The organism is Allorhizocola rhizosphaerae (assembly GCF_003426775.1).
Lineage (GTDB): Bacteria > Actinomycetota > Actinomycetes > Mycobacteriales > Micromonosporaceae > Allorhizocola > Allorhizocola rhizosphaerae.
The window spans coordinates 1-19,447 of record NZ_QJUG01000019.1 but is presented as its reverse complement, the minus strand read 5'-3'; the positions used below and the strand labels follow the sequence as shown (position 1 = coordinate 19,447).

Annotated in this window: 20 protein-coding genes; 12 read left to right on the top strand and 8 right to left on the bottom strand. The window is 68.1% G+C overall.

Going from position 1 to position 19,447, the window contains the following annotated elements:
* Positions 1-4 precede the first annotated feature (4 nt).
* Positions 5-2,089 carry a S9 family peptidase gene (locus tag DM816_RS05850; RefSeq protein WP_117209053.1) on the bottom strand — a complete coding sequence of 695 codons (2,085 nt, stop codon included), beginning with the start codon at positions 2,087-2,089 and terminating at the stop codon, positions 5-7.
* A 102-nt stretch (positions 2,090-2,191) separates the two neighbouring features.
* On the opposite strand from DM816_RS05850, the gene DM816_RS05845 reads away from it, so the two are divergent.
* From DM816_RS05845 to guaD, 8 genes are all read left to right on the top strand, one after another.
* Positions 2,192-3,361: an FAD-binding oxidoreductase gene (locus tag DM816_RS05845; RefSeq protein ID WP_162907148.1), complete on the top strand. Its 1,170-nt coding sequence runs from the start codon at positions 2,192-2,194 to the stop codon at positions 3,359-3,361.
* A 266-nt stretch (positions 3,362-3,627) separates the two neighbouring features.
* Positions 3,628-4,929 (top strand): glutamate-1-semialdehyde 2,1-aminomutase, encoded by a 1,302-nt coding sequence (hemL, locus tag DM816_RS05840; RefSeq protein WP_117209051.1) that lies wholly within the window; start codon positions 3,628-3,630, stop codon positions 4,927-4,929.
* 55 nt (positions 4,930-4,984) lie between these two features.
* Positions 4,985-5,605: a histidine phosphatase family protein gene (locus tag DM816_RS05835; RefSeq protein WP_117209048.1), complete on the top strand. Its 621-nt coding sequence runs from the start codon at positions 4,985-4,987 to the stop codon at positions 5,603-5,605.
* A 49-nt stretch (positions 5,606-5,654) separates the two neighbouring features.
* Positions 5,655-6,140, top strand: a complete 486-nt coding sequence (locus DM816_RS05830; protein ID WP_117209109.1) for a TlpA family protein disulfide reductase — start codon at positions 5,655-5,657, stop codon at positions 6,138-6,140.
* On the top strand, positions 6,137-6,871 hold the full coding sequence (locus DM816_RS05825) for a cytochrome c biogenesis CcdA family protein (RefSeq protein WP_117209046.1): 735 nt from the start codon (positions 6,137-6,139) through the stop codon (positions 6,869-6,871). Before DM816_RS05830 ends, DM816_RS05825 begins: the two co-directional genes overlap by 4 nt.
* Positions 6,868-8,286: a cytochrome c biogenesis protein ResB gene (gene resB / locus DM816_RS05820; RefSeq protein WP_117209044.1), complete on the top strand. Its 1,419-nt coding sequence runs from the start codon at positions 6,868-6,870 to the stop codon at positions 8,284-8,286. Before DM816_RS05825 ends, resB begins: the two co-directional genes overlap by 4 nt.
* A 26-nt stretch (positions 8,287-8,312) precedes the next feature.
* Positions 8,313-9,230 (top strand): c-type cytochrome biogenesis protein CcsB, encoded by a 918-nt coding sequence (gene ccsB, locus DM816_RS05815; RefSeq protein ID WP_117209107.1) that lies wholly within the window; start codon positions 8,313-8,315, stop codon positions 9,228-9,230.
* 78 nt (positions 9,231-9,308) lie between these two features.
* On the top strand, positions 9,309-10,703 hold the full coding sequence (guaD, locus tag DM816_RS05810) for a guanine deaminase (protein ID WP_162907147.1): 1,395 nt from the start codon (positions 9,309-9,311) through the stop codon (positions 10,701-10,703).
* Here guaD and DM816_RS05805 read toward each other — a convergent pair.
* Both DM816_RS05805 and DM816_RS05800 read right to left on the bottom strand, forming a co-directional pair.
* The gene (locus tag DM816_RS05805) at positions 10,670-11,161 is read right to left on the bottom strand and encodes a gluconokinase (RefSeq protein WP_117209041.1); all 492 of its coding nucleotides are present in this window, start codon (positions 11,159-11,161) and stop codon (positions 10,670-10,672) included. The two genes, guaD and DM816_RS05805, sit on opposite strands and share 34 nt — an antisense overlap.
* A gap of 2 nt (positions 11,162-11,163) precedes the next feature.
* A complete protein-coding gene (locus DM816_RS05800; RefSeq protein ID WP_117209039.1) occupies positions 11,164-11,727 on the bottom strand; it encodes a class I SAM-dependent methyltransferase in 564 nt (187 codons plus the stop codon).
* Between the two features lie 67 nt (positions 11,728-11,794).
* Between DM816_RS05800 and DM816_RS05795 the strand changes: the two genes are divergently transcribed.
* Positions 11,795-12,253 (top strand): MarR family winged helix-turn-helix transcriptional regulator, encoded by a 459-nt coding sequence (locus tag DM816_RS05795; protein WP_117209037.1) that lies wholly within the window; start codon positions 11,795-11,797, stop codon positions 12,251-12,253.
* A gap of 91 nt (positions 12,254-12,344) precedes the next feature.
* Complete coding sequence (locus DM816_RS45165) at positions 12,345-12,470, top strand: hypothetical protein (RefSeq protein ID WP_281274298.1); 126 nt, start codon at positions 12,345-12,347, stop codon at positions 12,468-12,470.
* Here the strand turns inward: DM816_RS45165 and rfbB are convergent.
* Entirely contained in the window at positions 12,459-13,460 is a 1,002-nt protein-coding gene (gene rfbB, locus DM816_RS05790; RefSeq protein WP_117209035.1) for a dTDP-glucose 4,6-dehydratase, read from the bottom strand. The genes DM816_RS45165 and rfbB overlap by 12 nt on opposite strands.
* A gap of 10 nt (positions 13,461-13,470) precedes the next feature.
* Positions 13,471-14,214: a GntR family transcriptional regulator gene (locus DM816_RS05785; protein ID WP_117209033.1), complete on the bottom strand. Its 744-nt coding sequence runs from the start codon at positions 14,212-14,214 to the stop codon at positions 13,471-13,473.
* 84 nt (positions 14,215-14,298) lie between these two features.
* Here DM816_RS05785 and DM816_RS05780 point away from each other — a divergent pair, with 84 nt between their 5' ends.
* Entirely contained in the window at positions 14,299-15,042 is a 744-nt protein-coding gene (locus DM816_RS05780) for an isocitrate lyase/PEP mutase family protein (RefSeq protein ID WP_117209032.1), read from the top strand.
* A 161-nt stretch (positions 15,043-15,203) separates the two neighbouring features.
* Positions 15,204-16,010: a DUF3152 domain-containing protein gene (locus DM816_RS05775; protein ID WP_162907146.1), complete on the top strand. Its 807-nt coding sequence runs from the start codon at positions 15,204-15,206 to the stop codon at positions 16,008-16,010.
* Here DM816_RS05775 and DM816_RS05770 read toward each other — a convergent pair.
* The 3 genes from DM816_RS05770 to DM816_RS05760 form a co-directional block, all read right to left on the bottom strand.
* Complete coding sequence (locus DM816_RS05770) at positions 15,998-17,011, bottom strand: GNAT family N-acetyltransferase (protein ID WP_117209028.1); 1,014 nt, start codon at positions 17,009-17,011, stop codon at positions 15,998-16,000. The genes DM816_RS05775 and DM816_RS05770 overlap by 13 nt on opposite strands.
* Positions 17,012-17,122: 111 nt before the next feature.
* Positions 17,123-18,766 (bottom strand): solute symporter family protein, encoded by a 1,644-nt coding sequence (locus DM816_RS05765; RefSeq protein ID WP_211588558.1) that lies wholly within the window; start codon positions 18,764-18,766, stop codon positions 17,123-17,125.
* A complete protein-coding gene (locus DM816_RS05760; RefSeq protein WP_117209025.1) occupies positions 18,763-19,092 on the bottom strand; it encodes a DUF485 domain-containing protein in 330 nt (109 codons plus the stop codon). Before DM816_RS05760 ends, DM816_RS05765 begins: the two co-directional genes overlap by 4 nt.
* Positions 19,093-19,447: the final 355 nt, after the last annotated feature.

The window sequence follows — 19,447 nt, the reverse complement described above, 5'->3', positions numbered from 1 at the left end:
CAGACTACGCGAGCCCCAGCCTGCCGAGGATCCACGCCGACATGAACGCCTCTTCCTTCCAGGCATCGTATCGGCCCGACGGCCCGCCGTGCCCGGCGCCCATCTCGGTCTTGAGCAGATAGTCGCCCTGGGGCGCGACCGCGCGCAGCTTGGCTATCCACTTCGCGGGCTCGCAGTACCGTACCCGAGTGTCATTCAAACTCGTCATCGCCAGGATGGCCGGATAGTCCACGTCGGACACGTTCTCGTACGGCGAATACCCCTTCATGTATTCGTAGACCTCACGGGACTCCAGCGGGTTGCCCCACTCCTCCCACTCGATCACGGTCAGCGGCAGCGACGGGTTGAGAATCGTGTTGAGCGCGTCCACGAACGGCACCTGCGCCACGATGCCCGCATACGCAGACGGGGCGAGGTTGGCGATCGCGCCCATGAGCAGCCCGCCCGCCGAGCCGCCGCGCGCCACGAGCCGGTCGGAGCTTGTCCACCCCGACTTGACCAGATGCTGCGCGCACGCGTTGAAGTCGGTAAACGTGTTGCGCTTGTGCAGCAGCTTGCCCTCCTCGTACCACCTGCGGCCCAGCTCGCCACCGCCCCGCACATGCGCGACCGCGAACACGACCCCCCGGTTGAGCAGCGACAGCCGTGGGATGGAGAACCACGGGTCCATGCTGCTCTCGTACGACCCGTATCCATAAAGGACACACGGCGCCGACCCGTCGCGGGGCGTGCCGACCCGGCACACCAGCGAGATGGGCACGCGCGTGCCGTCGTCGGCCGTGGCCCACACCCGGTGCTGCTCGTAGCGCGCCGGGTCGTAGGGCACCCCGTCGGGCCCGGGAAGCACGGGCTTCTGCTTGCGCAGCAACAACTCCCGCGCCGCGAGGTCGTAGTCGTACACCGAGTCCGGCGTCACCATCGAGGTGTATGTCAGCCGCAGCTGGGTCGTCTCATAGTCTGGGTTGCTCGACAGGTCCACGGTGTAGAGCGGATCGGGGAAGGAAATATCATAGGCCTCGCCGTCGGTTGGGAGGATCCTCAACCCGGTGAGCCCGTCGCGCCTGAACTGGACGGCCAGCAGCCCGTCGAACGCGTCAACGCCCTCCAGCCGCGTGTCGTCGCGGTGCTCGATGATCGGATGGAACTGTGTCGTGTCCGATTCCGGGGTCCAGCCCAGGGTGAAGTTGATCGCTCCATCGTTGTGCAGCACGAGGAACCGGTCGCCCTGGTGGTCGATGGACATCTCGACGCCCTGCCTGCGCCCGGCGCCGAAGACCACCGGCGCGTCACCCGGCCGGTCCGACGGGATGAGCCTGATCTCCGAGGTAACCTTGCTATGAATGTCTATTACTATGTACCGCTTCGAGCGCGTCAGATCGACGCCGACCCAGAATCGCTCGTCGGTTTCCTCGTAAACGAGCTCGTCGTCCACTGTGGACCCGACCCGGTGCCGCCACACCTTGTGCGGCCGCCAGGCGTCGTCCACGCTGAGATAGAAGATCGTTGAATTATCAATTGCCCATGCGGTGCTGTAAAACGTATTCGGAATCTCATCGGGAAGCAGCTCACCCGTTGCCAGATCCTTGATCCTCAATGTGAATCGTTCGTCACCGGCGAAGTCGGTCGAATATGCGAGGAGCCGGCCATCGGGGCTGACATCGAACGTGCCAAGGGCGAAGAACTCGTGCCCCTCGGCCAGCTCGTTGCCGTCGAGCAGCACCTGTTCGCCCGGCAGCGGGGCACCGTCGGCAGGGATCGGCGGGGCGGTCTCACCGGGTGCGATGGCGCGGCGGCAGTGGATGCCGTATTGCTTGCCCTCCTGGGTGCGGGTGTAGTACCAATAGCCACCCTTGCGCATCGGCACCGACAGGTCGGTCTCCTGCGTCCGCGATTTGATCTCCTGGAACAGCGCGTCGCGCAGCCCTGCCAGGTGGGCCGTCACCTGTTCGGTGTACTCATTTTCGGCCGCGAGATAGGCCACGACCTGCGGGTCGTCCTTATCCTCAAGCCACGCATATTCGTCGATGAGCACGTCACCATGGTGACTCCTGGTGAACGGAATCCGCTTAGCGATCGGGGCCGAAGTCATGGCGGTAACGGTAGCGCCTCGAACGGCCTCGGCTGTACCATCCTTGTTCGTACACATGTTCTAATTCCCGTAAAGCCGTGTGCGGGAGAGTGAGGCAATTTGTTGAGCACATTCGACCTCCCATCCTGTCGTGAGGGCGGTCTGGCCGACCAACTGGCGGGTTCGGCCGTTCGATACGTCGGCGTGCCGCAAGATCTTTCTGAGCTGCGCGGTCTCATGCGCATCGCGCACGCGCGCGATCTCGTGCTGCTCCCGCGCGGCGGTGGCAGCAAGCTTTCCTGGCTGGACCTGCCGCCGGTCGTCGACATCCTGCTCGACCTGAGCGCGTTCGATCATCGACGTTACGACACGCAAACCGCGTGCGTGACGGTGGGCGCGGGCGTGCGCATCGACGTCATTGCGCAGGAGCTGTCCGTCCACGGACGGCGGCTCGCGCTCGACCCGCCGTCCGCGCGGGCCACGCTCGGCGGCATCATGGTCACCGGCGAGACCGGGCCGCTCGCCCACTGGTTCGGCCCGCCCGCCGCGCTGGTCACCGACGCGACTGTGGTCCTGCCCGACGGCACGATCACCAGCGTCGCCGACCGGGTGCAGCTGCTCGGCGGCAGCGTGTGCGACCTGCGCTGGGCCTATCCCGGCTGGCCGCATCCGGCGTGCTGCGTGGTCGACGTGACCCTGCAGACCCATCCCCTGCCCGAGGCGCGGCTGTGGGTGACGTTCCCGCTGCCCGAGCCGATCCGGCTGGCGGGCCTGCGCGAGGACATCACGGCCGCCAACGTGGCCCCGGCCGCGGTCGAGATCGACCTGCCGAGCACGTCAGGCAGGCGCGGCGGCCTCGGCCCAACCGCCCCGCCCGGCGGCGCGGTGTCGATGCTGTTCGAGGGTTCGTCGGTCAGCGTGCATCACCGCACCCGAGAGCTGGCCCGCCGGATCGGGCTCGACGACGCCCAGCCGAGCGGGCATCCGCCCGCGTGGTGGGGCCGATATCCGTTCCGCCTCGGCGAGGTCGCGCTGCGCCTGCACACGCCCGACGGCCAGCTGCACGCGGTGCATGACGCGCTGGCCGGGGCCTTGGGCGCGACCGTGCCCGTGCGCGGCAGCATGGGCAGCGGCCTCGGCTGGGCGTGCCTGCCGGGCGACCTCCCGCCCCTCCGCCTGATCAGCAAACTGGAGGCCGCGCGAGAGATCCTGCTGGCCCGCGGCGGCACGGCCGTGGTCCAGGCCGCCCCTCACCACCTCCGGGAGGTCGTCGGCCCCTACCGCCACCCCTAACCCGGCCCCGTTTCGCGTCGATCATGAACTTACGTCCATGTTCGGCGGCGGGTCGTGGCGCCAGCTTCATGGTCAACACCCTGTGGGCCTGCGGCGCCCGCCGCGAAGCACCTGCGACCGCCACGCAGCGTGCCCGCTGGAGAGCGGCCGCCGGGTAAGGGCATGCCCATGGAAGCCGGCGCCAAGTGCGGGGGAAAGCAGGCGCCCGGTTGTGGGGGCCTGCAGCGGCGTCCATAGCACGGTCACAGGTCTGGCAGAATTTTGACGTGACCGCTGAGTACCCGGCGGATGCCCCGGCGTCCGAGAAGCTGTTCGAGCGTGCCATGGCCATCGTGCCCGGCGGCGTGAACTCGCCCGTGCGCGCGTTCAAGTCCGTCGGCGGCACGCCGCGCTTCATGCTGCGCGGCGAGGGCCCGTGGCTGTACGACGCCGACGGCCGGCGCTACGTCGATCTGGTGTGCTCCTGGGGTCCGCTGATCCACGGGCACGCCCACCCGACGATCGTCGAGGCGGTGCGCGAGGCGGCCGGGCGCGGCACGAGCTTTGGCACGCCCACACCCGGCGAGGTCGAGCTGGCCGAGGAGATCGTCGAGCGGACGGCCGTCGATCAGGTGCGCCTGGTGAGCTCCGGCACCGAGGCGACGATGTCGGCCATCCGGCTGGCGCGCGGGTTCACCGGCCGGACAAAGGTGATCAAGTTTGCCGGCTGCTACCACGGCCACGTCGACGGGCTGCTCGCCGCCGCGGGCAGCGGGGTGGCGACGCTGGCGATCCCCGATTCGCCGGGCGTCACCGGGGCGACCGCGAGCGAGACCATTGTCGTGCCCTACAACGACCTTGACGCCGTGGCGGAAGCCCTTGCAGCACAAGACATCGCGGCCATCATCACGGAGGCGGCCGCGGGCAACATGGGTGTGATCGCACCTGCGAAGGGGTTCAACGAGGGCCTGGCGCGGCTCGCCCACCGGCACGGCGCGCTACTGATCATGGACGAGGTGATGACCGGCTTCCGCGTGTCGCGTGCGGGCTGGCACGGCCTGGAGCCGGTCGATGCCGATCTGTGGACGTTCGGCAAGGTGATGGGCGGCGGGCTTCCGGCTGCGGCATTCGGCGGCCGCGAGGAGATCATGTCGCGCCTGGCCCCTGCCGGGCCGGTCTATCAGGCGGGCACGCTGTCGGGCAATCCGCTTGCCTGTGCCGCGGGCCTCGCATCGCTGCGCCTGGCCACCGACGCCACCTACGCGCGGCTCGACGACACTGCCGCCCGCGTCTCGGCCCTGGCCACCGAGGCCCTGACCGCCGCCGGGGTGCCGCATCACCTGTCGAGTGCCGGCAACATGTTCTCTATCTTCTTCGTGGAAGGGCCCGTGCCCGACTACACCGTGGCTAAGCGGCAGAACGTGGCGGCGTTCGCGGCGTTCTTCCACAGCATGCTGGCCCAGGGCGTCTATCTGCCGCCGAGCGCGTTCGAGGCGTGGTTCGTGTCCACCGCGATCAACGACGAGGCGATGGACCGGATCGCGGCCGCGCTCCCGATCGCGGCCCGCGCGGCGGCGGCCGCAAAGTGAGGTCCGCTGTGCGCCAGTCGCGCGGACGCAGCGGCGGCCGCGAAGTGAGCGGCACGTGAGAACAGTCGTCCACCTGCTGCGGCACGGCGAGGTGTACAACCCGAGCAGTGTGCTCTATGGGCGCCTGCCCGGATACCAGCTCAGTGAGCTGGGCCAGCAGATGGCCAAGGCGGTCGCGACCGCGCTGTCCGGGCACGACATCACCTACGTGGTGGCCAGCCCGCTCGAACGAGCGCAGGAGACCGCGCTCCCGATCGCCGAGCAGTTCGGCCTGCCCATCGTGATCGATCCCCGGCTGATCGAGAGCGACAACCTGTTCGAAGGGCTGCGCGTCGACCTCGCGCTGCGCTCGCCCCGCAATTGGTGGATGCTGCGCAACCCGTTCCGGCCCAGTTGGGGGGAGCCATACCGGCACATCGCCCGGCGCATGGCCCAGGCGGTCGACGCCGCCCGCGCCGAGGCCGACGGGCACGAGGCCGTGCTGGTCTCCCACCAGCTTCCGATTTGGACAGTGCGGCGGAGCCTGTCGCGCGGGCGGCTGTGGCACGACCCGCGCACCCGGCAGTGCGGGCTGGCCAGCCTCACGTCGCTGACCTTCGACGACGGGACGTTGACCCAGATCACATACTCGGAACCGGCGGCCCACTTGGGACCCGGTGTCGGCCGCGGGGCATGATGTCTTCGTGTTCCGCAAACTCCTCACCTTCGGGCTGGCCGGGTCGCTGATGCTGGCGGCCGCCGGGTGCACCGAGCAGGACGCGGGCCCGGTGGTCAAATACGAGCCCGACAAGCGCGTGCCGGCGCCCGCTGTCACGGGCGAGCTGCTGGAGGGCGGCGGCACCTACGACCTCGCGAGCAAGCGCGGCAGCGTGGTCGTCATCAACTTCTGGGCCAGCTGGTGCGGGCCGTGCCGGGTGGAGGCCGACGACCTGGAGGCCGTGCACAAGGATCTGCCCCAGGTGGAGTTCATCGGCATCAACACCCGCGATGAGAAGGACAAGGCGCTCGCCTTCGACGCGGACCGCGCGTCCTACCCGAGCATCTTCGACCCGGCCGGGCGGATCGCGCTGGAGTTCGTTCAGGTCCCGCCGAATGTGGTTCCGGCCACACTGATCATCGACCGCGACGGCAGGATCGCCGCGGTGATCCGCAAGGCGATCCTCAAGGATGAGCTGCGCGCGCTGGTCGACGAGGTCGCGGGCCGGTCATGACCGACCTCGTCACGGGTGGGCCACTGATCGTCGCGCTGGGGATCGCGGCGCTGGCCGGGCTCGTGAGCTTCCTCTCGCCTTGTGTGCTGCCCCTCGTGCCGGGCTATCTGGCCTATGTCACCGGCCTGGTGGGCGCCGACCTCGACGACCCGCGCCCGGGCCGGGTGGTGGCCGGGGTGGGGTTGTTCACGGCCGGCTTCGCCGCGGTGTTCATCACCATCAGCGTGCTCGCGGCGCAGGCCGGGCGGCTGCTGGTGCAGCACGACCGGGTCGTGCAGATCGCGGTCGGCACGCTGATCATCGTGCTCGGCGTGGCGTTCCTGGGCCTGATTCCGGGGCTGCAAAACGAGTGGCGGGTGCACCACCTCCCGCGGGCGGGCCTGCTGGGCGCGCCGGTCTTCGGCGCGGTGTTCGCCCTGAGCTGGGTCCCATGCCTGTCGCCGACCCTGGGCGCGGTGCTCGGGCTGGCAGGCGTGGGCGGCAACACCGGGCGGGCCGTCGTGCTCGCTATTGGATACTGCATCGGAATTGGTCTTCCGTTTTTGATTTTCGGCCTCGGCATGCGCCGGCTGGCCGGTGTGGTGCAGGCGATCCGGCGTAATTCGCGATGGGTCACCCGGATCGGCGGGGTCATGCTGATCGTCGTCGGGCTGGCGCTGGTGACCGGCGCGTGGTCGGAGTTCATCACGTGGCTGCGGGCGACCGTCGGCGCGGGAAGCATCGGCATATGAGCCCCCTGGCTTTTCTGCGCAACAGCTGGCGCTGGCTCACCAGCATGCGCACGGCGCTGATCCTGCTGTTTTTGCTCGCCGTGGCGGCGATTCCGGGCTCCGTGCTGCCCCAGCGGTCGGTGAAGATGGAGGACGTCCGGGGCTACTTCGACGCCAATCCAAAGCTCGCGCCAGTGCTCGACCGGCTGTGGGCGTTCGACGTGTTCGCCTCGCCGTGGTTTTCGGCGATCTATCTGCTGCTGTTCACGTCGCTGATCGGGTGCGTCGTGCCGCGCCTGCGCGACCAGGTCCGCGCGCTGCGCAAGCCGCCGCCGGACGCGCCGATGCGCATGCAGCGCCTGCCCGCCTACGCCAAACTCGACTCGCATCCTGAGCCACAACTCAAGGGGTGGCGGGTCAGGCGGCGCGAGCATCCTGACGGCACGGTGACCATCGCGGCCGAGCGCGGGTACCTCAAAGAAACCGGAAATCTTCTCTTCCACACGGCGCTGCTGCTCGTGCTCGTGGGAGTCGGGATCGGCACGCAGTGGGGCTGGCACGCCAACCGGCTGCTGGTGCAGGGGTCGGATCAGGCGTTCTGCAACACGCTCCAGCAATACGACGACTATGGGCTCGGGCCACGCGTGTCGGCCAGCGATCTGCCCCGGTTTTGCTTGGAGCTCAACGACTTTGATGTGTCCTATGAGGACAATGGGGTGCCGAAGTTCTTCGATGCCACGGTCAACGGTGGACTCTCCTTCAGCGTGAACCGGCCGCTGCGCCTCGACGGGGCCAACGTCTACCTGCTCGGGCAGGGCTACGCGCTGGAGATCCGATACACCGACGCGCAGGGGCGCACGCAGACCACGGTGAGCCCGTTCCTGCCGGTCGACGGCATGCTTACCAGCGAGGGCGTGGCCGCGTTCCCCGACGCCAACGGCAGCGACAAGACCAAGCAGATCGGCTTCGAGGGCCTGTACCTGCCGACCGCCTCGATGGGCCGGTCGACCCACCCGGCCGAGAACGACCCGCAGCTGATCCTGCTCGCCTACTCCGGCGACCTTGGCCTGGACGCCGGGCTCGCCAAGTCGGTGTACACATTGGACAAGGACCGGCTCAAGCAGATGGGCGAGGCCAAAATCCTGCGCAAGGGTGAGAGCTGGACGCTCGAAGACGGCAGCAGGGTGGAGTTTCTCGGCACCCGCCCGTGGATCACCATCTCCGTCCGGCACGACCCGGGCACGCCCATCGTGCTCGCCGGCGCCGCGCTGCTGGTGATCGGGCTGCCGCTGTCGCTTTATGGCAGGCGGCGTAGGGTGTGGTGGCGACTGCACCCGGACGGCTCCGCCGAGGCGGGCGGGCTTCCCAAGACCGACTACCCGGGGTTCGCGGAAGAGTTTGCGAGGTTGACCAGGTGTCCGACAACGTCCTCATAATCACCGTCCTGCTGTACCTTGCGGCGATGCTCACGCACGCCGCCGACTACGCGTTCGGCCGGCGCGGCGCGGTCGCACGCGCGGTGGCGCGCGAGCCGGAGCTCGTGCATGCAGGCGGGTCGCAGGACGGGCCGATCACGCGGCAGGGCGGCTACACCGTCGCCGAGCCGACCACCGATCCCGAGCCACGGCCTGTCCAGCTTGGCCGATACGCGGTCGCCTTCACCGTGCTGGCCGCGCTGGCGCACCTTGTCACGGTCGTGACGCGGTCGATGGAGGCGGGCCGGCTGCCGTGGGGCAACATGTACGAGTTCGTGCTCACCGTCACGCTCGTGGGCACGCTCGTGTGGCTCGGCGTGGTCGTCAAGTGGCGCGAGACCGTCCACTTGGGACTGTTCGTGACGCTGGTGCAGGTGCTGCTGACGGGCGTGGCGATGGTCGTGCTCAACACGCCGGTCGGCCCGCTGGTGCCGGCGCTCGACTCGTACTGGTTCGTGGTGCACGTGGGCACGGCCGCGCTGTCGTCGGCCCTGTTCCTGGTCGGGTTCGCGGCATCCGTCATGTACCTGATCCGCAGCGGATACGACGAGGGCAAGCGCGGCGGGCTCTACCCATACGGGCGGTTCCTGGCCAACGCCGAGACCGTCGAGCGGCTGTCGTTTCGCATGCACGCCTTCGCGTTCCCGGTGTGGACGTTCGCGGTCGCGGCCGGCGCGATCTGGGCCGAGGCGGCGTGGGGCCGCTACTGGGGCTGGGATCCCAAGGAGACGTGGGCGTTCATCTCCTGGATCGTGTATGCCGCCTACCTGCACGCCCGCGCCACGCCCAGTGTGAAGCGGCGTGTGACCGCGTGGATCGCCGTCGTCGGCTGGCTCACGATGCTGATGAACCTGTTCGGCGTCAACCTCTTCTTCGATGGACTCCACTCATACGGCGGCGTGTAGGCCGTAATTTTTCGGCAACGGCAAGATCACGGCTTCGCCTGAACGGAGTTTTGTCCGACCTGCACTATCTTGGTCGTTGTGCGGGCGTTCCGGGGCACGATACTGGATTTCACGGGCGATCCGGGGGCAACGCTGGAGCCGCCTCCAGACGCCGTGCGCCTGCTGCCCGATGGCGTGCTTGTCACCACGGATGACGGTCATGTCGCGGCGGTCGAGCCGTGGCGCGGCCAGTTCGACGATGTCGTGGACTACAGCGGCAAGCTCATCCTGCCCGGCATGATCGACACGCACGTCCACTACGTGCAGATGGACGCGATCGCCAGTCACGGCGAACAGGTGCTGCAGTGGCTTGACCGCTACGTGTACCCGGCCGAGGCCCGGTTCGACGATGTCGCCCACGCCGAGCGCGTCGCCGGCTTCTTCCTCGACACGCTGCTCGCGGCCGGCACGACCACGGCAATGGTGTGGTCAAGCACGCCGAAGGAGTCGGCCGAGGGTTTCTTCCGCCAGGCGCACGCCCGCGACCTGCGCATGATCACGGGCAAGGTGGTGCAGGACGGGTCCTCCCACGGCGGCAACCAAGACGACGCGAGCGTGGAGTCGGCCCGCCGCGACACCGTCGAGCTGATCGAGCGCTGGCACGGAAAGGGCCGGTTGGGCTATGCCGTGACGCCGCGCTTCGCGCTCACGTGCAGCCCCGCGATGCTCCGGATGTGCGGTGAGCTGCTCGACGAGCACGACGTGTGGCTGCAGACTCACCTGTCGGAAAACCTCGAAGAGGAGGCGATCGTCCGCGCACGGTTCGGCACACCCACCTACACGCAGGCGTATGTGGCCAATGGTGGGCTGCTGCGCGAGCGGGCGTTGTTCGCACACTGCTGCGAGATCAACGAGGGGGACCGGGAGCTGTTCCGGGCGCATGGCGCGTCGATCGCGTTCTGCCCGACGTCGAACTTCTTCCTGGGCAGCGGGACGCACAACCTGTACGAGACGCTCAAATCCAAGGATGGCACCCGCATCCGCGTCGGCCTTGGCACCGATTGCGGGGCAGGCACGAGCTATTCCATCCTGCACACCATGGGCGCCGCCTACCAGGCACAGGCCATGCGAGCCCGCGAATACCTCGGCCACCACCCTCCACTCACGACAGTCGCCCCGATCGAACCGCTGCCGGGCGTCCGCCCAGCCCAAGGCGAACCTCTGCCGTTCGACAAACTCACCGCCTGGCGCGCCTTCTATCTCGCCACGCTGGGCGGGGCCGAGGCACTGCGCCTCGAACACGTCATCGGCTCATTCAACGTGGGCAACGAGGCCGACTTCGTGGTGCTCGACTTCGCCGCGACCCCGGTGCTCAAGCGGCGCGTCGAGGCGGCCGGCAGCTGGCACGAGAAGCTGTTCGCGCTCATGGCGCTGGGCGACGAGCGGGCCACCCACGCCACCTATGTCTTGGCCAAGATGGTGTCGACCACCTGATCCGGCGGCAGGTTGCCATCGACCATGATCACCTGCCGCTCGTCCTCGTGGGGCCGGTCGAGCGCCGCGAACTGGCTGCGGGCAAGGTCCGGCGGGAAGAAGTGCCCGTGCCGGTGCCGCAGGCGCTCCTGGATCACCTCGGGGTCGACGTCGAGGAACACCAGCCGCACCTGCGGGCGGCCCTCGCGCAACAGGTCGCGATAGGCCCGCTTGAGCGCCGAGCACGAGGTCACACCGCTCTCGCCGGCCGCGACGCGCTCGTCGATCCAGGCCGCGATGGCTTCGAGCCACGGCAGCCGGTCGACGTCGGTGAGCGGCATCCCCGCGGCCATCTTGCGCCGGTTGGACTCCGGATGGAACTCGTCGGCGTCGGCATAGGGCACGCCCAGACGCTGGGCAAGCAGCGTGCCGATGGTCGTCTTTCCGCTCCCGGCCACCCCGCACACCACAATCACCACGCCTAGACGTTAGCGGAGACCGTGAGCCTGATGCAGCGCGGAAAGAACGGGATGCCCGTGCGGACGCGCGTGCGCGGCCCGTCCGCGTCGAGCACATCGAACGGGGCGAACCGGAAATCGTAGATGTATGCCTTGCCGCCCGGACGCAGTACGCGGGTCAGCTCCGGTGCGGCCGCCTCCGGGTCGTCCCAGTGGTGCGAGCTGAACGAAGACACGATCACGTCGAAGGACCCGTCGTCGAACGGCAGGTTGGTCACGTCGCCGACTTTGACCGTGACCTGCGGGCCGGCGTTGCGGGCGGCGGCCGCGACCATGTCGGGCGACAGGTCGATGCCGGTCAGCCTGAGGTCGGGCCGGATCCGGACCAGCTCGGCCAGCAGCATGCCCGGCCCGGTGCCGATGTCGAGCACCTCGGCGCCCTGCGGCGCGTTGGCGGCGACGTCCCGCGCGAGCCGACGATACATGCCGCGAAACACGGTGTGTGCGAAGAAGTTGTAGATGCGGCTGCCGCGGCCGGCGAAGACGTGCGGCATGTTGCGCTGATGCCGGTGCTGATGCTTGTGCATGCGATCCCCCAGAGTTGTATCTTACAACTATCCATAGGCTACGCCGTCAGAGTTGTAAAGTGCAACCATGGATTCGGCGGTACGGCTACACGAGCTATTCATGCAGCTCGTGCGCGCCGGTGGCATGCTGCAGCCGGAGAGCGCGATCCCGGGACAGCCCGTGTCCATGTCCCAGGCCTTCGCCCTGCACGAGCTCGACACCGACACCCCGCTTTCGCAACGCGAGCTGGGCGAGCGGCTGCGCCTGGAAAAGAGTTCGGTCAGCCGGATGGCGGCCGAGATGGAGCGCAAGGGCCTGCTCGTGCGCGAGCGCGACCCGGTCAACCGCCGCATCTACCGCCTGCGCCTCACCGATCGCGGCCGGGCCATGCACCGGGAGATGGGCGCCGCCTTCCACGACAGCTACGTTCGCTGGGTCGACGCCATGACCCCCGCCGAGCGCGAGGCCCTCCTGATCGGACTGGCCGCCTTCGTCCGTGTCATGCGCGAGCAGCCCGCCGCGTGGGCCCACCCACCACGGGTCTAGGTATACCTAGGGCGTGCGTGGGCACGGGTCGCGCACAAGATAGGTAAGCGCTCCCGATGGCCGCGAGCGCCGCGCGGCCGAGTATTGGTGCATGTTGAATTACCCGGAAGCAGTGATCGAAATGGCCCACCAGCGGCAGCGCGAACTCATCGACGAGGCCAAGCGCTACCGCCTCGGCAGCAAGATGCGCAAGGAGCGGAAGGCGTCAGCGCGATGATGCCGTCCAAGCGTGCTCCTTGACCAACGACCTCTCCAGCAGAGGAGCCCACCAATCGCGGTTGGACCGGTACCACGAGATGGTGGCTGCGAGCCCGGCATCGAAGTCGATGACCGGGCTCCAACCCGTTTCCGTGCGCAGCTTGGTGGAGTCGAGCAGGTAGCGCCGGTCGTGGCCGGGGCGGTCGGGCACGGTTTCGATCAGCGTGCGCGGCAGGCCCAGGTGGTCGAGGATGCACTCGGCCAATGCGGCGACGCTCACCTCGAAGCCCGAGCCCACGTTGTAGGTCTCGCCGACGCGGCCGTGCAGCAACACCTGCTCGATGGCGGTGCAGTGGTCACTGACGTGCAACCACTCGCGCCGGTTGGCACTGGACTCATAGACCGGAAGCGGGAGCCCGCACAGCACCCGCGTGATGAACAACGGGATCACCTTCTCGGGGAACTGGTAGGGCCCGTAGTTGTTGGCGCAGTTGCTGATCGTCGCCGGCAGGCCGAATGTTTCGTGATAGGCGCGGACGGCGTGGTCGGCCCCGGCTTTGCTCGCGTTGTAGGGCGTGCGCGGCCGATAGGGTGACTCCTCCGTGAAGGCACGGGGATCGTCCAGCGCAAGGTCGCCATACACCTCGCACGTGGACACGTGATGAAAGCGCGCCACCCCAACCCGTCGTGCCGCTTCGAGCAGTTTCTGGGTACCCAGAACATTGGTTTTAAAAAATCTTTCTGGATCCAGCACCGCGAGACTGTTGTGTGATTCGGCGGCGAAGTTCACGATGACGTCGATCCGATGCTCGCGCAGCAGATCCCCGGCGTCCGCGATGTCGGCGTGGGCGAAGGTGACGCGGTCGCGCACGGGGTCCAAATTGGACAAGTTGCCGGCGTAGGTGAGCGCGTCGAGCGCGACGACATGGTCGTCCGGATGGCGGGAGACCCAGTGGTGCACGAAGTTGGTGCCGATGAAACCGGCGGCTCCGGTGACGAGGATGCGCATGGCGTTGCTCCTATTCGGTTTCGGATATGCCGGGTGGGTCGGGGCTCGGCCAGCCGTGGAACTCCACGTCGAGGCGGAAGCGGTGGCCTAGATAGCGGTGCTCGGACAGGGCCAGCGGGCGGTTGCGTGCGATGGCCAGGCGCCGCACGAGCAGCAGCGGCGTGCCCGGCTGGGTCTCCAGCAGCTCAGCGGTCGAGTCGCTCGCGGCGGTGGCCGTGATGCTCTGCCGGACAAGGTCGATGGTGTGGCCGTGCCGGCGCAGCGTCTCCCAGACGCCCGGGTCCTCGGCCTCGGCCCGGCTGACCGGCGCGCCGAACTCCAGCGGGACCCACTCGACGACGGCGTCCAACGGGGACTTTCCGGCGTGCCGCACGCTGCCGACGCGCAACAGCTCGCTTTTGGACGCCGCCTCCAGCAGCCGGGCGATGTCTGCCGGTGCGGGCACGTATTCGTAGGAGTTGACCCGGCGCACGAGCGGGACGGTGACCGCCGATTTGGCGTGGCGGAACGTGCCCAGCGCGAGCGACTGTCCGAACGCGACACCTGAGACCACGAACCACCCCGAGCCCTTGCGCGCGGCGATCAGGCCCTGGTCGCGCAGATCCTCCAGCGCCCGGCGCACGGTGACACGACTCACGCCGTGACGCCGGGCGAGCTCCGCCTCGCTGTCGAGCGCACCGGAACGGGCGTAATCCCCGAGCGCGATGCGTTCGCGCAGCTCGGCCGCGAGCTGCTGAAAGCGCGGACCTGTCATGAATCTGTATCATACAGACCTAGGCTCGATGGAGGAGTCCGGGTCCGGCCAGGAAATGTCGTAGGGCCGGGTTAGTGTTCGCTCATGAACGACAAAGCGCGTGAGTTGCTCCGCCTGCACACCGATCCGTCCCTGCTGGTCCTGGTCAACGTGTGGGACGTGGCGAGTGCCAAGGTCGTGGCCGACCTGCCGGGCTGCGCGGCGATCGCGACCGCAAGCTATGCCATCGCCGCAGCCCACGGTTATCCCGATGGCGAGCAGATCCCGCCCGACCTCATGCTCGACACCGTCGGGCGCATCGCCGCGGCGGTCGACCTGCCCGTGACCGCCGACCTTGAGGCGGGCTACGGCGACGTCGACACCACCATCCGGCGGGCGGTCGACGCGGGCGTGGTCGGGGCCAACCTCGAAGACGCCATGAGGCCGCTGCCAGAAGCCGTCGCCGCGGTGGAGGCGGCGGTCAAGGCGGGCGGGCCCGGGTTCGTGCTCAACGCGCGCACCGACCAGTTCCTCAGCGGGCCGGGCGACGTCGACGACGCGATCGCGCGCGGGCGGGCGTTCCTCGACGCGGGTGCGGCGTGCGTGTTCGTGCCGGGAGCGCGCCACCGCGACACCATCGCGCGGCTGGTCGAGGGGATCGGCGAGCGCAAGGTCAGCCTGATGGGCATGCCCGGCATGCCGTCCAATGCGGAGCTGGAATCCCTCGGTGTCGCCCGGCTCTCCTTCGGCCCATCGCCACACCGCGCCGCCCTCACCGCGCTCGCCGACACCGGCACCGCCCTGCTCGCCGGCGGTCCGTTCCCCGACGGCATCCGCCCGCTCACCTGAGCCGCAGCAACGGAGGCGGAGGCGACTGAAACCAAGGCGCAGCAAGGCAAACCACGTTGATGACCGCCAAACCCGGGTCACCATAACCACTCGAAAGCATGGGCAAGGATGGGCCGAACGGGTCAGCGGTGCGGCGGTGGGAAATCTGTACGCTGTCGCGAGTGAAGATCCGCGTCGGCGCGCTGCTGTTGACCACCGCCGCCCTGATCGCGGCCTGCTCGTCGCGGGGCGCGCCCGCGGCACAGCCGACCCCGGCTCCCGCTTCGCAAAGCGCTACGCCATCGGCGATCCCGTCGCCCGAGCCGGTCGTCGAGTCGCCCTCACCCTCGCCCTCTCCGTCCCCCTCGCCGAGCCGCTCACCGAAGCCGTCGCCCAAGCGTTCGTCTCCCGCGCCGAAGCAGCCCGATGTCCTGCTCGAAGGCGAGGGCACGTTCAGCCAGACCGCACCGGGCGGGACCAGCGTGGCCGGCACCGCGGGCGTGCTGAAGCAATACTGCGTTCAGGTCGAGGACGGTATCACCACGTTCACGCCCGCGAGCTTCGCCTCCGTTGTGGACGTCATTTTGGCCGACGAGCGGAGCTGGATCGCCTCGCAGCGCTGGATGTTCCAGCGGGTGTCCACTTGCGACGCCGCCGACCTGCGGGTGCGCCTGACCACACCCAACACGACCGATCGCCTGTGCGCATCGGCCGGTGTCGACACGCAAAACCAGTATTCGTGCCGCAACGGTGACAACCTGTTCATCAACCTGCGCCGCTGGACCTATGGCGTGCCACACTTCAGCAGCCTCACCGTCTACCGGCACATGGTCATCAACCACGAGGCCGGGCACTATCTGGGCTTCTCGCACGTCAAGTGCCCGGGTTCCGGCCAGCTCGCGCCGGTCATGCAGACGCAGACCATCGCACTCAACGGCTGCCAGGTCAACGCGTTCCCGTACCCCGACAAAAGCAATTATGTTGGATAGACCGCCTCCACCTCGTGCATGGTCTCCACCGCCCGAAACCCGAACCGCTCGTTGATTGCCCGCATCGCATCGTTGACGTGGGCGGTCCAGGTGTGCACATATCGCGCTCCCGGATAGTGCTCCGCGAGCAGGCGCAGGTTGGCCGCCTTGACAAGCGTGCCCAGCCGGTGCCCGCGATGGGCGCGCAGCACGAAGGTGTCGTCCTGGTGGACGTTTTCGCGATCCGCCGTCACATACATCTCGGTGTATGCCGCAGGCCTCCCCGCCGAGTCCAGCGCCAGCGTCGTGAGCAAGCCGTACCCCTGCTCGATCATCCGGGTCTGTGATGCCATCACTCGTTCGGGGGCAAGGGTTATCGGCTCCCGATCGCTGTCCCCCGAAGGCACATCGTGCGTCATGAGGGTCTGCATCTCGGCGAGCGCCCCGAGCCAGCGTGCCGGGACGATGCCGTGCCAGCCGACCACCTGATAACCGTCGGCCTTGGCCTGTGCCGACTGCTCCAGCCCCGCCAGTGTTGGTTCGTCGAGCGGCACCTCCAGCAGCAGCCGCTCCTCGGTGTGCTTGCTGGCGAAGCCGCGCGCCAACGCGAACCTGCCCCCGGGACTGTCCGAAAGCGACAGTCCCGGCGCGACATAGACCTCGTTCCAGACCAGTGTCCGGCCCTGCGCCCGCGCCATCGCCAGCGCCGCATCGTAAAGCGCCGCCCCCACACCGCGCCCCCGGTCTTCCGGCCGCACGTTGATGTCGATCTCGGCGAAATGGGTGTTGTCCGCCCGTGGCAGATCCACCATCGCGGTGCCGAGACATCTGGGCCCCTCCCAGGCGCCGAAGCCGCAGCGGTCATAGCCGGGATTGGTATCGTTGCTGCGCAACGAGGTGAGCAGCGCGGTCTCACTCACGACAAGCGGAGCCACCCGGCCCGCGGCGGCCCCTTCATAGAGCGCCTCATACCACTGCCGTGCTTGGGGCTCATCGTGCGGATCGAGTTGACGGATCTCCATCCCGCCACCTTCGTCACGGCCACCCCGACCCGCAACCAAATTAATCCTGCCAAAAACCGCTGCCTTCCCGGTAGGGAGACGGGAAGGCAGCGGCGGGGGAGGGCGGCGTTTTTAGTGAGCGCCCGCGCCCGTGAGGGCACGCACCTCCATTTCGGCGTACTTCTCCTCATCGGCAGGCTCCTTGGAAAGAACCGTGCCGAGCCAGCCGAAGAAGAAGCCGAGGGGGATGGAGATGATGCCGGGGTTGGAAAGCGGGAACCAGGCCCAGTCGGCGGTCTTGAACACGACCGACGTCGGGCCCGACACCACCGGCGAGAAGAACACCAGCAACACGGCCGAGCCCAGGCCACCGTAGATGGCCCACGTCGCCCCGCGCGTGGTGAACCGCTTCCAGAACAGGCTGTACAGGATCGCGGGCAGGTTGCCCGATGCCGCCACCGCGAAGGCAAGCGCCACAAGGAACGCCACGTTCAGGTCGCGGGCCAGGATGCCGAGCACGATCGAGACCGCGCCGATGCCGATGGCCGAGACCCGTGCCACGACGACCTCCTGCCGCTCGGTGGCGGTGCCCTTCTTCACCACGTTGGCGTAGAAGTCGTGCGCCAGCGAGGACGACGACGCCAGGGTGAGGCCCGCGACCACGGCGAGGATGGTCGCGAACGCCACCGCCGCGATCACCGCGAGGAACATGCTCCCGCCGAACGTACCGCCGAGGAATCGGATGCCCAACGCCTCGGCCAGCTGGGGCGCGGCCGTGTTGCCGCCAGGGTTCTGTGCGCGGATCGCCTGCCCGCCGACGAGCGCGGCCGCGCCGAACCCGAGGGCCAGCGTCATCAGGTAGAAGGCGCCGATAATGCCGATCGCCCAGAGCACGCTGCGCCGTGCGGTCTTGGCCGTGGGCACGGTGTAGAACCGGATCAGGATGTGCGGCAGGCCGGCCGTGCCGAGCACCAGCGCGATACCGAGCGACAGCAGATCGATCTTGTTGTAGAACGTCTGCAACGCGTTGCCCGCAACTTCCTTGCCGTACACCAGACCGGGGTTGAGGAACGCGTCGCCCTTGCCGCTCTTGACCGCCGCATCACCGAGCAGCGCCGACAGGTTGAACTTGTAGGCGGCCAGCACGAGGATGGTCATCAGCGCCGCGCCGATCATCAGCATGAACGCCTTGACGATCTGGACGTACGTGGTGCCCTTCATGCCACCGACCACCACGTAGACGATCATCAGCGCGCCGACCATGATGATCGTCGCGATCTTGGCCGTGGTGTCGTCCATCCCGAGGAACGTCTCGCCCGGCTTGATCCCCAGCAGCAGGGCGACGAGCGCGCCCGCGCCTACCATCTGGGCCAGCAGGTAGAAGATGGACACGGTGACCGTCGAAACCGCTGCCGCCGTCCTGACCGGTACCTGCCGCATTCTGAAGGCCAAAACATCTGCCATCGTGTACCGGCCGGCGTTACGCAGCAGCTCGGCGACGAGCAGCAGCGCGACCAGCCAGGCGACCAGGAACCCGATCGAATACAGGAACCCGTCGTAGCCGTTGAGCGCGATGATGCCCGCGATGCCCAGGAAGCTCGCGGCCGACATGTAGTCGCCGCCGATCGCCATTCCATTTTGGAACCCGGAGAACGAGCGCCCGCCGGCGTAGAAGTCGTTGGCCGTGCGGGTCTGCCGGCTCGCCCAGATCGTGATGGCCAGCGTGGCCGCCACGAACAGCAGGAACAGGATGATGGTCAGGGTGCGCGTGGTCACTTGGCCGCCCCGATCTTTTCGCCGTTCTCGATCCGCTTGCGCAGCTGTTCGGCCAGCGGGTCGAGCTTGCGCGAGGAGTACCGCTCGTACAGCCACGCGATCAGGAACGTGGTGACGAACTGCAGCAACCCGAACACCAACGCCACGTTGATCTCACCGATGAGCTTCGTGCTCATGAAACCACGGGCGTAAGCGGACAAAACGACGTATAGGGCATACCAAAGGAAGAACGCGACGGTCATCGGGAAGACAAACCCGCGCAACGCCTTTCGTAAGCTTGCGAACTCCGGCGACCGCTGTACATCGACGTACGGTTCGGGAGCCATGGATGATCACCGCCTCGGAGAAACAGATACGTTTCGCGCACGTTAGGCAGGCCTAACGGCGTGCGTGAAGGCATGATCTGGATAGCTGCGTGACCCTGCGCCGAACGGTCCCCCGCGTGCGCCCAGTGGCCTACGTCACACCGCTTAACTGAGTTTCCTCGGCAGCGGGTGGGGCCGGATCGCTCCGCGCCCGGTCCCACCCGCGCCACAGACGGACGGCTTCGCCTGAACGGAGCCAACCCGCACAAGCCCACGGGGTCGCCCCGCCCGGTCCCACCCGCGCCACAGACGGACGGCTTCGCCTGAACGGAGCCAACCCGCACAAGCCCACGGGTTCGCCGCGCCCGGTCCCACC